The following is a 15,997-nucleotide window of genomic DNA, read 5'->3' as shown; positions in this document are numbered from 1 at the left end:
TGTCTCCTGCGTTCGGGATAGGCAGGCTCACGGAGCCGACCCGCTGTCGGAGCCACTTTAACGGCACAGCGTGCGGAAAAATATGCTCTATAGTGAAAACATCTTTCCGGCAGGTGGAAAAGTAATCGTATGGATCGCTACACGCAGATGGAATTTTTCGTGCTCACCGCGGACCTCGGCAGCCTGTCGAAGGCGGCGGATCGGCTCGGCATGTCGAATGCGGCCGCGAGCCGCACGCTCAGCATGCTCGAGGACCGGCTCGGTGCGCGGCTGGTCGAACGCACGACGCGGCGTCTGTGGCTCACCGACGCGGGCCGCGAATATCACCGGCGCTGTACCGCACTGCTCACCGAGATGGCCGAAGCGGATGCCGCCGCGAGCGAGATGGCGCTGCGTCCGCGCGGCGTGTTGCGCGTGACCAGTTCGGTGTCGTTTGCGTTGTTGCACATCGCACCGTGGCTGCCCGAGTTCAATCAGCTTTATCCGGATCTGCTGGTGCAGATCGTCGCGGCAAACCGCTATCCGAACTTCATCGAAGCAGGCATCGACGTCGCGATCCGCACGCGCGAACACGAAGGCGATTCAGGCATCACGATTCAACGTCTCGCGCAAACGCGACGCGTGCTCGCGGCGTCGCCCGCGTATCTGTCGCAATACGGGCGACCCGACACGCCTGACGATCTCACGCGTCACAAGATGCTGGTCTATAACCTCACGGCCGAGCCGTACGTGCTGCATCTGGAGCGCGACGGCAAGCGGCGCGACGTTGCCGACATCGCGATTTCGGCCGCGTTCGAATCGAATGAAGGTCAGGTGATCTGTGCGGCGGGACGCGCCGGCATGGGCATCGTGGTCCAGCCGCTGTATATCGTGCACGACGACATCGTCGCCGGCCGGCTCGTGCCGATCCTCGAAGACTGGCGCCTGCCCCCGCTCACGATCAATCTCGCGTACCAGAGCCGTCGACATCAACCCGCAAAGATCCGCGTGTTCGCCGATGCGCTGCGCGAGCACGTGAAGAAACTCGACCTCGAAAAGCGCTGGAACGCGGTGCCGTCGCGCTAGGTCGGTTTTTGTCGGAGGACGAGGATCGTCACGCTCAAGTTTTCTGCCGGGCGGCCGTTACGACAGGCAGTGCCCCTTCGCTCCGACAAAAACCATGAGTTCCTCGATCGCTTCAATCGCCTCGGCGACCGCATCCCTTCCGTCCACGTCTTCCGGTACGGCATCGACAGGCAGTACCGGTTTGCCCGACACGGGTTCCACTCAGCCGACCAGTTCCGGCACAACGAAGAGTGCCGGACAAAGCGTGGGCGGTTTGACGCCACCGGCCTCGTCTTCGTCGTCGGAATCGCCGGCAGTGAAAGCGCTCAAGGATGAGATTGCGCGGCTGCAGGCGCAGATGGCGGCATTGCAGGCGCAGATTGCGCGCGCACCGGAGACGATCGCCGCGACACTGCGCGGCGAACTCACCGTCATCAGCGGCGCGTTGCAGGTGGCCCAGCAGGCGCTCGCCGAACTGATGCTGGGCAGTGGACAGACGACCGGTGGTCTCGTGAGCACGCAGGCCTGATGCGCGTGCGGCCGCGATACATCACTTCTTTCGCGTAGCCGGCGTCGATTTCGCTTTCGTCTTTGTCGCAGGCTGCGCGACGACAGTCTCGTCGTGCGCCACGGGTGCATCGCCCTCGCCTGACTCCTTCGACTCGTTGCTCCACGCGTCGAGCAGCGTACGCGTCTGCGCCCCCATCGTCGATTTCAGCAACGCGATCTTGTCCGCGTCGAAACTCTCCCAGCCGAGCAGCGTCAGCGCCGAACGATGCGCGACGTGGAAGATCATCAGTTGCCCGTGCAGGCTGAGCATGCGCACCAGCATGACCGGATCGTCGGCCGCGCGTCCGGTGATGCGCCCGACCAGCGCCGCGCTCACGTCGTTCAGCGGCTTGCGGATGCGGTGCATCAGGATCTGCGTCGCGCTCGCGGGCTCGTAACCCGCCTGTTCACGCGCGAAGAACAGCCGCTGACCCGGCGTATGCGCGTTCACCAGTATCTTGTCCGCCATGGTCGCCTGGATCCGCAGGAACGCTTCGATCAGCGCTTCCCTGTCCGCCTCCGTGCGCAACACCTCGTGTGCGTGCTCGATCGCCGGGCCGAACTTTTCCCACGCTTCGTCGGCGAACGCCTCGATGCACGCGCGATAGACCCCTTCCTTGTTCTCGAAGTAGTACTGCAGCGCCGGCGCGTTCACGCCTGCCCGCGCCGCGATGTCACGCGTCGATGCTCCGTCGAATCCATGTTCGCCGAACAGGTCGACAGCCGCTTCGATGATGCGGCGCCGCGTCTCGTCGCCACGCGCATAGCCGCCTTCCGACGGTCGGCGGAGCTTCTTTGCGTCGTTCATGCCTTTCTCTGTGGGGATACTCACACACAAATATAACACTTGACACAATTTGAACGGCTGGAATAATTGTGCCGACTGGAAAAAATTGGACCCAAAACGATGTCAACCACCGCAGGTACTTCTCCCGGCACTCTGCCCAAGGACGACGCGTCCGCGTCGCCTGCCCGACGCCCGTCGCGGCGCCTCGTGCTGATCGTGCTGGGCATGATCGCGCTGATCGCGGCCGCCGCGTGGGGCGCGCGCTGGTGGACGGTCGGCCGCTTCATCGAAAGCACCGACGATGCCTATCTCCAGGCCGACAGCGTGACCGTCGCGCCAAAGGTCGCCGGCTATATCACCGAGGTCTACGTCGCGGACAACCAGGTCGTCAAACCCGGCGACCCGCTCGTGCACCTCGACGCGCGCCAGTATCAGGTGTCGCTCGACCAGGCGCTCGCTACCGTCGACGCCCGCACCGCCGACATCGAACGCGCGCAGGCCGACATCAAGCAGCAGCAGGCCAACATCGAACAGACCGTTGCGCAGCAGCAGGTCGCGCGCGTCAGCGCCCGCCATGCGAGCGACGAAGTGCGCCGTTACGCACCGCTCGCCGCGACCGGGGCTGAGAGCACCGAACGGCTCGCGGAACTGACCAGCACACGCGATCAGGCGGTCGCGACGCTCGCCGCGAATGCCGCGGCGGTCGCGGCGGCCCGCACGCAGATCGCGTCGAGCACCGCGCAGCTGTCGCAGGCACGCGCGCAACTCGAAGCGGCACGCGCGAGCGCACAGCAATCGCGTCTCGATCTCGAGAACACGATCGTGCGCAGCGTACTCGGCGGGACGGTCGGCGATCGCACTGTGCGCGTCGGTCAGTATGTGCAGCCGGGCACGCGTCTGTTGACGGTCGTGCCGGTGCAGAACACCTACCTCACCGCGAACTTCAAGGAAACGCAGATCGGCCGGATGCGTGTCGGCCAGCCGGTCGAGATGCGCATCGATGCGCTGTCCGGTCAGACGCTGCATGGTGTCGTCGACAGTTTCTCGCCGGGCACCGGTTCGCAGTTCGCGCTGCTGCCGCCGGAAAACGCGACCGGCAACTTTACGAAGATCGTGCAGCGGGTGCCGGTGCGCATCCGCCTCGAAACCGGTCCTGAAACACGCAGCGTGCTGCTGCCTGGGCTGTCGGTCACCGTCGACGTCGATACCCGCTCCGCACGCGATCGCGACCAGCGCATCGAAGCCGAGAATCACCGTGGCTGAGTCGACCCTCGACGCGGCCGCCGCGGCTCCCGCGCCGGCTAGACCATCTGCGTCACCGTCTGCGGAACCGGAACGCGCGAGCGTCGGCGACTGGATCGCTGTCGCTGCAGGCGCGCTCGGCGCGCTGATGGCGACGCTCGACATCTCGATCACGAACTCCGCGCTGCCGCAGATCCAGGGCGAAATCGGCGCGACCGGCACCGAGGGCACGTGGATCTCGACCGGCTACCTGATGTCCGAGATCGTGATGATTCCGCTCGCCGCGTGGCTCACGCGCGTGTTCGGACTGCGCAACTTCCTGCTCGTGAATTCGGCGCTGTTCATCGCGTTCTCGATGATGTGCGGCTGGTCGCACTCGCTGCCGATGATGATCGCGGGCCGCATCGGCCAGGGCTTCACCGGCGGCGCGCTGATCCCGACCGGACAGACGATCATCCGTACGCGGTTGCCGTTGTCGCAACTGCCGGTCGGTATGACGGTGTTCGGGCTGATCGTGCTGCTCGGGCCGTTGCTTGGGCCGGTGGTCGGCGGCTGGCTCGCGGAGAACATCAGCTGGAGCTGGTGCTTCTTCATCAACCTGCCGGTGTGTCTCGCGCTGATGACGCTGCTGGTGGTCGGCCTGCCGTCCGACCGGCCGCATTGGGAAACTTTTCTCAAGGCGGACTGGCTCGGCATCGTCGGCCTCGCGATCGGCCTTAGCTCGTTGACCGTCGTGCTTGAGGAAGGTCAGCGCGAGCGCTGGTTCGAATCGTCGATGATCGTGTCGCTGACGTGGGTCACGCTCGCCGGCATGCTGATGATCGCGGCTTCGCAGATCACCGCGAAAAAGCCGATCGTGCGGCTGAGCCTGATGCGCAATCCACGCTATGCGAGCGTGATCGTGATCGTGTCCGCGGTCGGCGCGGGGCTGTATGGCGTGTCGTATCTGCTGCCGCAGTTTCTCGGCATCGTCGCGGGCTATAACGCGCAGCAGTCGGGCGCAATCATGCTGCTGTCGGGATTGCCCGCGTTCATGGTGATGCCGATTCTGCCGCGCCTGCTGGCCAAGGTCGATTTCCGCATTCTTGTGATCACTGGTCTCACGCTGTTCACGATCAGTTGCATGCTCGACATCAGTCTGACCGCGCAAAGCGTCGGGCACGACTTCGTGTGGTCGCAGCTGATTCGCGGCACCGCGCAGATGCTCGCGATGATGCCGTTGAACCAGGCATCGATGGCGGCCGTGTCGCGCGAAGATTCCGGCGATGCGGCGGGTCTGTACAACATGGCGCGCAACCTCGGCGGATCGATCGGTCTTGCGATCATCGGCACCGTGATCGACCGGCGCACCACGTTTCACACCGCGATGATCCGCGAATCGGTCAGCGCGAATTCGCTGATCGGTCAGGAACGGCTCGCGGCGAACGCAGCGAACTGGTTCGCGCATACCGGCGATATGGCGTACTCGCAGATGCGCGCGCTCGGCCAGCTCGGCGTGCAGATCACACAGCAGGCCACCGTGATTACTTATTCGGAAACCTTCTTTCTGCTGGGCATTGCGCTGGCTGCGTGCATTCCGCTCGCGCTGCTGCTGAAAACGCCCAAGCGGGCCGGCCCACCGCCGCCCTCCGACGCTCATTGATGCATTCATCGACCAGCCATGATGTTTTCTCGCTCTTCTAGTTTTGCGTTGCGTTCGGCACCGCTCGCTCTTGCTGTCGCCGCTGCGCTCGCCGTGCTCACGGGCTGCACAGTCGGCCCCGATTACCACGGCGCACCGACGGTCGCCGACAGCGCGCTGCACAGCGAAGGATTCGTACGCGCACCGGCCGCCGGCATCGCGGCGACCCGCGCGCCGAACCAGTGGTGGCTCACGCTCGGCGATCCGCAACTGAACGATCTGATCGAAGCCGCGTTTGCGCACAATCCCGATCTGCACGTCGCGCAGGCGCGTCTGCGCGAATCGCGCGCGCAATTGCAGCAGCAGCACGCGAACGAACTGCCCAAGGTCTCCGCCGACGCTGCCGCGCTACGCACCCGTTCGCCCGACGTCAGCACGCTCAACGCGTCGTCGCAGGGCAACAATCCGTCGAGCGGACGGGGTCCGCTGCAGCTCTACACCGCCGGCTTCGACGCGACGTGGGAGATCGATCTGTTCGGCGGCACGCGGCGCGCAATCGAAGCGGCGTCGACGCAAGCCGAAGCCGTCGATGCCGATCTCGCCGATACGCAGGTGTCGCTGGCGGCAGAAGTCGCACAGGCGTACATCGATCTGCGCGACCAGCAGCAACGTCTCGCGCTTGCGCAGCAGCAGGCCGATGTCGAACAGAAGATGCTGACGCTCACGCAGCAGCGCCGCGCACGCGGCACCGCGGCGGACGTCGACGTCGAACGGCTCACCACGCAGGTCGAAAACACGCGCGCGACGCTGACGCCGCTCGACGCACAGGTCACCGATTCGCTCGACCAGCTCGCCGTGCTGACGGGCCGCGCGCCCGGCGCGCTCGATGCGCAGCTCGCCGCGTCGCAACCGCTGCCCGCGGTGCCCGCCGAAGTGGCAATCGGCGATCCGTCGTCGCTACTGCAACAGCGTCCCGACATTCGCGCGGCCGAACGCCGGCTGGCGTCGAGCAACGCGCAGATCGGCGAACACGTCGCGGACTTCTTCCCGAAGGTGACGCTGCTCGGCGATCTCGGCTTTAGTGCGAGCGATCCGGGTCACCTTTTGCGGAAGAACAATTTCAGCTGGCTCGCGGTGCCGTATCTGCAGTGGAATCTGCTCGACTTCGGTCGCACGCTCGGCACCGTGCATGCCGCCGAAGCGTCGCGCGACGAAGCCGAAGCGCGCTATACGAAAGCCGTGCTCGGTGCGTTACAGGACGCGAATTCTTCGCTGTCGCGCTACGGGCATCAGCGCGAACATCTGGTGACGCTGCAAAAGGTCGAGACGTCCGCCGATCACTCCGCGACGCTGATGCGTCAGCGCTATACGGCCGGTGCGTCGAGTCTGATCGATCTGCTCGATACGCAGCGCGAGGAATTCAGCGCACAGCAGAACGTTGTCGCGGGGCACGCGGAATTGCTGAAGGATTTCGTGTCGGTGCAGAAGAGCCTGGGGCTCGGCTGGCGCGTGCAGCAGGGACAACAAACGCAGCAAACGCAAGAAGTGCAACAGGGGTAAGCCAAAGAAATACGCGAGCTTCACCGTCGTGCGTTACGTGACGGCGAGGCCCGCGTAGCTGCTGCGAGTGGCGCTATGCGCGATACCGCGCGCCGTGCGTTACGGCGAAACCGTGAAAGCCGGGTTCGGGCTGACCGACAGGCTGTTGATCTTGCAGTTGCCGGACAGCGGCTGGTTGCTTGCGCTCAGCGTGTTGGTCGCGTTGCTCCACGCACCGTTGATCGTCGACGGACCGCAGTTCGCACCGAGCACGCTGAAGCCGACGTTCTGAACATTGCCCGCCGTCGTGCTGGTCGCGACCAGCTTCCACGGCAGCCCGATGATCTGCGGCACACCGCACAGGCCGCCGCCGGTCACAGCCACCGAGTTGATCTGCGCATACGATCCATCGCTCGCGACCACGCCGCTCAACGTCACGCCGCACGACACGTTCGGCGCAATCGGCGTACTCACGTTCATCGTGCCGGGCGCGCTAAACGACGCGCCTGCCGGTCCGATGGTCGCCGCCGATGCCAGCGACGAGAAAGCAATAACCGCGACCGCAGCAGCACCAACGCATGCACGAATCTTGAGGGTTCTCATAATTTGCCTTCCTGATAAATGGCAACGAGGTTGCCGGGCGAATGACCCCACCGAAAGCGGCACCGTATGCGCCGCTTTCTCGAGGTACGGACGAACTGAACTGCCGATACCGGCACGACAACGCGCGCTGCTTCGTCGCACTGCCGCCGGTGTCGCCCGGTCGTCCGGATCTCGGGTAGATCTCCGGACTGCCGGGCCGCCTGCCTGATGCGGAAATTCAACGGTTCAATGCGGGGACGATCCGGCCTCGCTGCAACGCTGTGGTGTTGCGCCGGATGCGTTCGACGGATTCGCGACGTGCGGGTAACGGAAACTGGACGCGGGCTCGCGTGGGTAGCCTGAATACTCAGGATGGCCTGGGTATGGCGATGCAAACTCCGTCCGGCACGGCGGATATGTCATCGATGTCTCCAATCAAGCGATTATTGGTAATTCCGCTTTTATTCGTTCTGCATTACTGCCAAGCGTCTTAAACTGTCTTTTCAGAATTGATTTCGCGATTTTCGACATGCTTTTCCCGCATGCGCCGGCCTCTTTTTAGAAGGCTGATCGCATGGCAAAATAATGCCTGCTGCATCAATTCAAATGAATCATCGGGCACACGCATCGCAGCGCCTCGCTGGCGCGCTCGAAACGGCTGCCCTCAAGGGTTCGGGCGTCGTTCGCAGACAGTCCTCGCTGGCCTGATATTCGGATATTTGTGTTGGGCGTACATTAGTCCCAGTGATCGGGTATGTACATAGAGCCTTTGATCCAAACTAAGTGCATTCAAGAAGAACATTGACTGGATTCGATTTGCACGATGTTTCAAACGAATGAATTAATACGTACAACGGCAGGCACGCATTTGGCGCTACTCGATCGAATGCGATCTGGGTTATCTTGAGCATCGCAGGAAGCGGATCGGCTACGGAAAATAGGATGCCGAAAGAAGAAACACAGCGAACATCGAGGAACGCGATGGCGTCATCACCCGAAGCGGCAAAACGCACTGTCGCCCATATCGCGCGATGGGCGATATGGCCTGTGTGCGGTGCGATCGCGGTGGCCGTCACGCTCGCGTGGTTGGGACACGGATCGCTGCGCACAGAAAGCGCGGTCACTCCGGTGTCGACGTCGACGACCGCTGCGGCACCGCACCACGAACGCGTCGACGCCGCGCAGGCTGCGGCACACACCTCGTCGGCAGTTGTCGCGCATACGGCAATCGACGCGCTCGCCCGGTTGGAAAAAGCCCGCGCCAATCCGCTGCCGCCGAGCGCTGCGAATGCGAGCAACACATTCGACGAAGCGCTGCAACATGCGCTCTCGTATCCTGCCTTCGATGCGCTCGACGGACGCACCGACGCAGAAGGATTAATCGAAGCGGCAGCATGGGCCGACGCCTGCGCACGCTCGACGCTGCCGGCTCAAGACCAGACGTTGCGCTGCACCGACGCACGCCTGCGCGATCCGCATTACGCGGACACGCTGCTGCGCAAAGCGGCCGAAGCCGGCCAACCCGCGGCGGCACTGACGCTCGCGAGCCGCAACCCCACGCAATGGATGGAGGTTCCTCTGGCGAACGACGATACGCTCGGCGAGCACATCTTCACGCTCGCCGCGCACGGCAACGCCACCGCGCTCGCGATGCTCACGCAATGGTGTGCGACGCCCGATGCCTGTACCGACTCCCAACTGACGCGTAACACCCTCGCGTTACTGCAACTGGGTCTGTACAAGACCGGCACGTCGGATGCCAGCCAGTACCTGACCGGCAATGCCGACGAACAGCGCGCAGCGGTCGATCGGGCCGACGCGTTGCGCAAGCTGCTCAAGTGGCCATCCTGATTATTGATATCTCGATAATCGAGCGATAAAGGAGCGATTGCGCTACCAGATCGACTCAAATAGAAATATAAAAAATGAAACGCGGAAACAAAACTCAACAATTTAATTTCATGCGATTGCAAATGTTTGCAAATTCAGTCACGAAATAAACAATCCGACACAATCATCCCATCCCCGAATCGATTGTGAATTATATAATTCGCCGATTCGCTCCTCCGCTGCACAACTCATGGCCTGCCCCGCTTCCAGATCGACTATCCGGGCGGTTCACGCTGCGTGAGGGCGTGAACAATGCTGGTAGCGACCCATGCCGGCACTCATTTCAATATCAAATTAATTTTTTGACGAATCCATAAATTCTAATGAGCATCGGTTGATGAGGATTGCGATAAACAACCGACTCGACGGTTAATTAATCGATCACCGTCATCAACCCAAGTTTCGGTGTTTCCTGCATCGAATCAAAACTAGAAATCAAGGCCAGATTTAACGGGGCAATCATGCAGATACTGTTGGTAGAAGACGATGCGGCACAGGCAGAAGCAGTTGCGGCCACGGTAACCGCCGCCGGGCACGACGTCTCGCGGGTCGACAGCGGCGAGAAAGCGGTCGTCTTTCTCGAAAAGAACTTCGTCGATCTCGTTATTCTCGACTGGCGGCTGCCGGGCATGTCGGGGCTCGACGTACTCGGATGGATCCGGCACCGGCTCGGCGCGCAGCCAGGCGTGCTGTTCCTCACGAGCAAGATGCTGGAAATCGACATCGTGCAGGCGCTGGAAGGCGGCGCCGACGAATACATCGTCAAGCCGTTTCGCCAGTCCGAGCTGGTCGCGCGCATCAACGCGCTGCGGCGGCGCCTCAACAGCGAATCGCAATCGGGCAACGTGCTCCGGCTCGGCCGATATCTGCTCGACACGCACAACCGCTATTTCTCGCTCGATAGCCGTCCCGTCACGCTCACCGACAAGGAGTTCGACATGGCCGTCGTGCTGTTCAAGCATCCCGGCCGGATCATTTCTCGCGACCTGCTCGCGCGGCTCGCGTGGGGACGCGAACACGACGGCACATCGCGGACCATCGACACACACATCTCGAGAATCCGCAGAAAACTGTCGCTTGGCTATGGGAGCGGCGTGCGTCTCGTGTCCGTCTATACGCACGGCTACCGGCTGATCGAAAGCGATCTCGAAGAGCCTGATGTCGCAGACGCGCATGTCGCAGACCCGCATGTCGCAGACGCTCCCGAGGTTCCGGACGCCGACGAGGATCAGACCACCGAGTGAGCCGGCAGCCGGCGAGCGCGGCGTCGGCCCTACCCGCCCTCAACGCGCATTCGACCGCGACACGACATCGATCCACACGGCCAGCACGAGAATCCCGCCCTTGACGATCATCTGCCAGTAAGCATCGACGTCGAGCATCGACATGCCGTTGTCGAGGCTCGCCATCACGAGCGCGCCGATCAGTGCGCCGTGCACCGTGCCCGAACCGCCGCGCATCGACGTGCCGCCGATAAAGCACGCGGCGATCGCGTCGAGTTCACCCATCGTCCCGGCCGACGGCGAGCCGGCCGCGAGTCGCGCCGTATTGACGATCCCAGCGAACGCGCACATCAAGCCCATCAGCGCGAAGATCGCGAGCTTCACGCGGTTCGTGTTGACGCCCGACAGACGCGTCGCCTCCAGGTTCGAACCGACCGCGTAGATGCGCCGGCCGAACACAGTCTGCGTCGCGATGTAGGTGAACACGCCGAGCAGCGCGAGCAGCAGCAGCACGGGCACCGGAATGCCGCCGTAGTGGTCGAGCATCGACACGAACGCAAACAGGATCGCCCCCGCGCCGACGATCTTCGCGATGTCCTGCCACAGCGGCACGACCGGCAACTGATAGCGTTGCCGGCTGCGTCGCTGCATGACGGTCAGCACCGCGAGCAGCACGAACAGCGCGACCGCGAGCGTATCGCCCGCCACACGCGGCAGATATCCCTGGCCAAGGAACACGAACGAATCGGACACCGGCGCAATCGTCGAGCCGCCCGTCAGCCCGAGCAGCACGCCGCGAAACGCCAGCATCCCGCCGAGCCCGACGATAAACGACGGCACCCGCCGGTACGTCGACCACCAGCCGTTGAACATGCCAACCAGCACGCCGAGCACCAGCACCGCCGGCACCGTCGCGGCAATCGGCCAGTGACGGTTCACGTCGAGAATCGCCGCGACACCGCCAAGCAGACCGAGCAGCGAACCTACCGACAGATCGATCTCCCCCGCGATGATCACGAACACCATCCCGCACGCGAGCATCCCGGTAATCGACATCTGCCGCAGCAGGTTCGACAGATTGCGCGGTGTGATGAACGCACCGTGCGTCAGCAGCGAGAAGAACAGCCAGATCGCCGCCACCGCGATCAGCAGCGCGAGAATCTTGTAGCGCGAGAAAAATTGCTGGGCCTGCGCCGCGCCGAAGGAAGTTTTCGGTGCGACCGGTTTCGCGTCGTGAGTCGTCGCGTCGGGCGTCATGCTGCACTCGCTGAGGAAGATGAAGATGATGAGGGAGCGGGCCGCGCGGACTGCAGCGCGGCCGTGAGAATCGATTCCTGCGTGAGGCCGTTGTTCGCGAAATCGCCGCGCAGCCGGCCCTCGCCGATCACCAGCACGCGATCGCTGATGCCGAGCACCTCGGGCAGTTCGGACGACACCATCACGATCGCAACGCCGCGCTGCGCGAGTTCGAAGATCAGCTTGTAGATCTCGTACTTCGCACCAACGTCGACGCCGCGCGTCGGTTCGTCGAGGATCAGCACTTTCGGATCGGTGAGCAGCATCTTCGTCAGCACCGCTTTCTGCTGGTTGCCGCCGGACAAACTCGAAATCGGCAGCATCGGATTCGCCGCGCGCACCGACAGGCGCTTCATCTGCAGATGGATCGCATCGAGTTCCGCGCTCGAATCGATCCGCCCGCCGCGCGCAAACCGGTTCAGCACCGCGAGCGTGATGTTGTGGCCCACACCCAGGTGCGGCACGATGCCGTGTCGCTTGCGGTCCTCCGGCACCATCGCAACGCCTGCGCGGATCGCGTCAAACGGCGAGCGGATGCGCAGCGGTCGGCCTTCGAGCGACAGCGTCGCTTCGCTCGCACCGGGCCACGCACCGAAGATCGCCTGCATCAACTCCGTGCGCCCCGCGCCGACCAGACCCGCGACGCCCAGGATCTCGCCGCGCCGCACGCTGAACGACACGTCGTCAACGCGCTTGCGGTTGCGATTCTCCGTGTCGAATACAGTCACGTGCTGCGCTTCGAACACGACGTCGCCGATCGGGTGCGCGACGCGCGGAAACAGGTTCGCGATTTCGCGGCCGACCATCAGCGCGATGATCCGCTCGGTGGTCAGCGCGTGCATCGGCTCGGTCGCGACATGCCGGCCGTCGCGGATCACGCTGACGGTGTCGCACACCGCTTCGACCTCATCGAGCTTGTGCGAGATATACACGCATGCGACGCCGCGCCGCTTCAGATCGCGGATGATGTCGAGCAGGATGCGCGTCTCGGTCGACGTCAGCGACGACGACGGTTCGTCGAGAATCAGCAGCCGCGCCTGCTTGGCAAGCGCCTTCGCGATCTCGATCAATTGCTGGTGACCGCCGCCGTAGTTCATCACCGGCTGCGCAACGTTGATGCCGGTAATGCCGAGGCCGCGCAGCAGTTCGTCGGCGCGCTGATACATCGCCGCGTAGTTCATCCGGCCGCCGGGCAGCGTGATTTCGTTGCCGAGAAAGATATTCTCCGCGACCGACAGTTCCGGCACGAGCATCAACTCTTGATGGATGATCACGATGCCGGCGCGTTCGGTGTCGCGCACGCTCGATGCCTTCAGCGGCGCACCGTCCCAGAGGATTTCGCCGTCCCACGTGCCGTGCGGATAGACACCCGACAGCACTTTCATCAACGTCGATTTGCCGGCGCCGTTTTCGCCGCACAGTCCGACGCATTCGCCTGGCTGCACGGTCAGGTCGATGCCGTCCAGCGCCTTCACGCCGGAAAACGTCTTGACGATGCCGCGCATCGCGAGCAAGGGGTGAGCCATTCGCAGTTCCCGTTGCAGGAAAAAAGCGGCGGCGGACACGTCCGCCGCCCTTGTGCGCTCGTGCGCTTGTGAGCGCCGGCCTTACTGGCCCGCGAGCTGCGCCTGCGTGTAGAAGCCGTCCTTCACGACGACGTCGACGTTGCTCTTGGTCAGCAACGTCGGCTGCAGCAGCACCGTGTCGACCTTCTTCTTGCCGTTGTCGTATTGCGCGTTATAGGCGGGCTTCTCGCCCTTCGCAAGCTGCACCGACAGCTTCGCGGCTTCGCTCGCGATCAGTTTGAGCGGCTTGTAGACGGTCATCGTCTGCGTGCCGGCGATCAGTCGCTTGACGGCCGCGAGGTCCGCATCCTGGCCCGAGATCGGCACCTTGCCGGCCATGTGCTGCGCGGCCAGCGCCTGGATTGCGCCGCCAGCGGTGCCGTCGTTCGACGCAACGACCGCATCGATCTTGTTGTTGTTCGCGGTCAACGCGTCTTCCATGATGCGCAGCGCCGTCGCTGCGCTCCACTCCGGCACCCACTGCTGACCGACGATCTTGATGTCGCCGCGATCGATCGCCGGCTTGAGGACCTTCATCTGACCTTCGCGCAGCATCTTCGCGTTGTTGTCAGTCGGCGCGCCGCCGAGCATGAAGTAGTTGCCCTTCGGCTGCGCGTCGTAGACGCCCTTCGCCTGCAGTTCGCCGACCTTCTCGTTGTCGAACGAAATGTACGCGTCGACGTCCGCGTCAAGAATCAGCCGGTCGTACGACACGACCTTGATGCCCGCCTTCTTCGCTTCGGCGACGACGTTGCCGAGCGTCTTCGAGTTGAACGGCACGATCACGATCACGTCGACGCCGCGCGAGATCAGGTTCTCGATCTGCGAGATCTGCCGCTCTTCGCTCGCATCGGCGGACTGCACCGAGACCGTTGCGCCGAGTTTTTCCGCGGCCGCAACGAAGTAATCACGATCGCGTGACCAGCGTTCGACGCGCAGATCGTCGATACAGAAACCGATCACCGGATGATCCTTGCTCGCATGCGCAAGCGGCGCTGCAAGCGACAGACTGGCCAGCACCGCTCCACAAACGAGCGATCCCAGCACGGAACGACGGGTAGTCAATTTCATGTCTCACTCCTATCTTTTTGATCACCGGCTTAGCGGTGTGGACGGCTCGCACGTGTTGTGCGGCCGGATATGGTTGTAGTGCGCGTTGTATTGCAACTGCTGTCCGGCGGATCTCCTCGCCGGAGGGACTTCACTTCATGCGCGGCGGCGCTCAGGCACCGCCGTAAATTGCCCGGTTCACGACGCTTTCGAGCCGTTCCTGCTGGCCGCTCGTGTGGTGTGGATCGAGCGCGCGTGCGAGCGCGTCGTCGGCGAGCGAACCCAGCGAATGCTCGCCTTCGAGAATCGCGCGGCCGAACGGCGTGTTCCAGCCCGCGTAGCGTTCGCGCCGGAACTGCTCGAGCAGATCGCGCTGGATCAGCTTCGCTGCGCGCTCGACGGCGAGCGCGAGATTGTCGATCGCGCCAATGTGGCCGTAGAACAGGTCTGCCGCATCCACGCTCTGACGACGCACCTTCGCGTCGAAATTCATCCCGCCGGTCGTGAAGCCGCCGTGCCGCAGGATCTCGTAGAACGCGAGCGTCAATTCCTCGACGCTGTTCGGAAACTGGTCGGTGTCCCAGCCGTTCTGCGGATCGCCGCGATTCGCATCGACGCTGCCGAAGATGCCGAGCGCGTACGCTGTCGCGATCTCGTGATGAAACGAGTGGCCCGCGAGCGTCGCGTGATTCGCCTCGATGTTCACGCGGTACACGTCCTGCAACCCGTACTGCGTGAGAAAACCGTGCACGCTCGCGACGTCGTAGTCGTACTGATGCTTGGTCGGTTCCTGCGGCTTCGGCTCGATCAGCAGCGTGCCCTTGAAGCCGATGCGCGATGCGTGGTCCGCGACCATGTGCAGGAAACGCGCGAGCTGTTCGCGCTCGCGTTTCAGTTCGGTGTTGAGCAGCGTGTCGTAGCCTTCGCGGCCGCCCCACAGCACGTAGTTTTCTCCGCCTAGACGATGCGTCGCGTCGAGCGCGTGACGCACCTGCGTCGCTGCATACGCGAACACGTCGGGATTCGGATTGGTCGCCGCGCCCGCTGCGTAACGCGGATGCGAGAACAGATTCGCGGTGCCCCACAGCAGACGCACGCCGGTGTCCTGCTGCTTCATCGCGAGGTAGTCGGTGATGCGCGCGAAGTTGTCGCTGTATTCCTTGAGACTGCTGCCTTCGGGGGCTGCGTCGGTATCGTGGAACGTGTAGAACGGCGTGCCCAGTTTCGTGAACATGTCGAACGCGGCGTCGGCCTTTTGCCGTGCGCGCTCCATCGGGTCGCCGGCTTCCTGCCACGGTCGCTGGAACGCGCCCTGGCCGAAGATGTCCGCGCCTGGCCATACGAAGGTGTGCCAGTAGCAGACTGCAATCCGCAGATGTTCTTCGAGCGTCTTGCCGAGCACCTGCTTTGTTTTGTCGTAGTGGTGGAAGGCTAGCGGGTTGTCGGAATCCGGTCCTTCGTAGGTGATGACCGGGATCTGTTCGAAGTACGACATGGTGTCTCCAATTTTTGGTGCGTTGCATGGCGACTGCGTCGTCGCACGCATCGCCAGGTGACGCCATGCTGCCGCGCGCACCCGAGCCCCGCAATTATGAAATTGCACAAGCGG

At 63.4% G+C, this 15,997-nt stretch carries 13 protein-coding genes; 7 read left to right on the top strand and 6 right to left on the bottom strand.

Annotation, left to right across the window (positions count from 1 at the left end):
- Window positions 1-129 precede the first annotated feature (129 nt).
- The gene (locus E1748_RS18985; protein WP_133648701.1) at window positions 130-1,065 is read left to right on the top strand and encodes a LysR family transcriptional regulator; all 936 of its coding nucleotides are present in this window, start codon (window positions 130-132) and stop codon (window positions 1,063-1,065) included.
- A 94-nt stretch (window positions 1,066-1,159) separates the two neighbouring features.
- Window positions 1,160-1,573, top strand: a complete 414-nt coding sequence (locus tag E1748_RS18980) for a hypothetical protein (protein ID WP_133648700.1) — start codon at window positions 1,160-1,162, stop codon at window positions 1,571-1,573.
- Between the two features lie 21 nt (window positions 1,574-1,594).
- Here the strand turns inward: E1748_RS18980 and E1748_RS18975 are convergent, their stop codons facing one another.
- Window positions 1,595-2,401, bottom strand: coding sequence for a CerR family C-terminal domain-containing protein (locus tag E1748_RS18975; RefSeq protein WP_133648699.1), 807 nt, complete (start codon window positions 2,399-2,401; stop codon window positions 1,595-1,597).
- A 204-nt stretch (window positions 2,402-2,605) separates the two neighbouring features.
- Here E1748_RS18975 and E1748_RS18970 point away from each other — a divergent pair, with 204 nt between their 5' ends.
- The 3 genes from E1748_RS18970 to E1748_RS18960 are packed head-to-tail and all read left to right on the top strand — an operon-like array spanning window position 2,606 to window position 6,803.
- The gene (locus tag E1748_RS18970; RefSeq protein WP_240766750.1) at window positions 2,606-3,643 is read left to right on the top strand and encodes an HlyD family secretion protein; all 1,038 of its coding nucleotides are present in this window, start codon (window positions 2,606-2,608) and stop codon (window positions 3,641-3,643) included.
- On the top strand, window positions 3,636-5,264 hold the full coding sequence (locus tag E1748_RS18965; protein WP_133648697.1) for an MDR family MFS transporter: 1,629 nt from the start codon (window positions 3,636-3,638) through the stop codon (window positions 5,262-5,264). Before E1748_RS18970 ends, E1748_RS18965 begins: the two co-directional genes overlap by 8 nt.
- An 18-nt stretch (window positions 5,265-5,282) precedes the next feature.
- On the top strand, window positions 5,283-6,803 hold the full coding sequence (locus E1748_RS18960; RefSeq protein WP_133648696.1) for an efflux transporter outer membrane subunit: 1,521 nt from the start codon (window positions 5,283-5,285) through the stop codon (window positions 6,801-6,803).
- A gap of 99 nt (window positions 6,804-6,902) precedes the next feature.
- On the opposite strand, the gene praA is transcribed toward E1748_RS18960, so the two are convergent.
- Window positions 6,903-7,385: an alkane oxidation protein activator PraA gene (gene praA / locus E1748_RS18955; protein WP_133648695.1), complete on the bottom strand. Its 483-nt coding sequence runs from the start codon at window positions 7,383-7,385 to the stop codon at window positions 6,903-6,905.
- A 960-nt stretch (window positions 7,386-8,345) separates the two neighbouring features.
- Here praA and E1748_RS18950 point away from each other — a divergent pair.
- Window positions 8,346-9,215, top strand: coding sequence for a hypothetical protein (locus E1748_RS18950; protein WP_133648694.1), 870 nt, complete (start codon window positions 8,346-8,348; stop codon window positions 9,213-9,215).
- Between the two features lie 500 nt (window positions 9,216-9,715).
- Window positions 9,716-10,498 (top strand): response regulator transcription factor, encoded by a 783-nt coding sequence (locus E1748_RS18945; protein ID WP_133648693.1) that lies wholly within the window; start codon window positions 9,716-9,718, stop codon window positions 10,496-10,498.
- A gap of 39 nt (window positions 10,499-10,537) precedes the next feature.
- On the opposite strand, the gene E1748_RS18940 is transcribed toward E1748_RS18945, so the two are convergent.
- From E1748_RS18940 to xylA, 4 genes are all read right to left on the bottom strand, one after another.
- Complete coding sequence (locus E1748_RS18940; protein WP_133648692.1) at window positions 10,538-11,734, bottom strand: sugar ABC transporter permease; 1,197 nt, start codon at window positions 11,732-11,734, stop codon at window positions 10,538-10,540.
- On the bottom strand, window positions 11,731-13,299 hold the full coding sequence (gene xylG, locus E1748_RS18935; RefSeq protein WP_133648691.1) for a D-xylose ABC transporter ATP-binding protein: 1,569 nt from the start codon (window positions 13,297-13,299) through the stop codon (window positions 11,731-11,733). The genes E1748_RS18940 and xylG overlap by 4 nt, the downstream gene beginning before the upstream one ends.
- 81 nt (window positions 13,300-13,380) lie before the next feature.
- Window positions 13,381-14,409, bottom strand: a complete 1,029-nt coding sequence (gene xylF / locus E1748_RS18930) for a D-xylose ABC transporter substrate-binding protein (RefSeq protein ID WP_133648690.1) — start codon at window positions 14,407-14,409, stop codon at window positions 13,381-13,383.
- Between the two features lie 151 nt (window positions 14,410-14,560).
- Window positions 14,561-15,883, bottom strand: coding sequence for a xylose isomerase (xylA, locus tag E1748_RS18925; RefSeq protein WP_133648689.1), 1,323 nt, complete (start codon window positions 15,881-15,883; stop codon window positions 14,561-14,563).
- Between the last annotated feature and the right edge of the window lie 114 nt (window positions 15,884-15,997).

Source organism: Paraburkholderia flava (assembly GCF_004359985.1).
GTDB classification, from domain to species: Bacteria; Pseudomonadota; Gammaproteobacteria; order Burkholderiales; family Burkholderiaceae; genus Paraburkholderia; species Paraburkholderia flava.
Note: the sequence above shows the minus strand (reverse complement) of the source record. Positions and strands in the feature narration are given on the sequence as shown.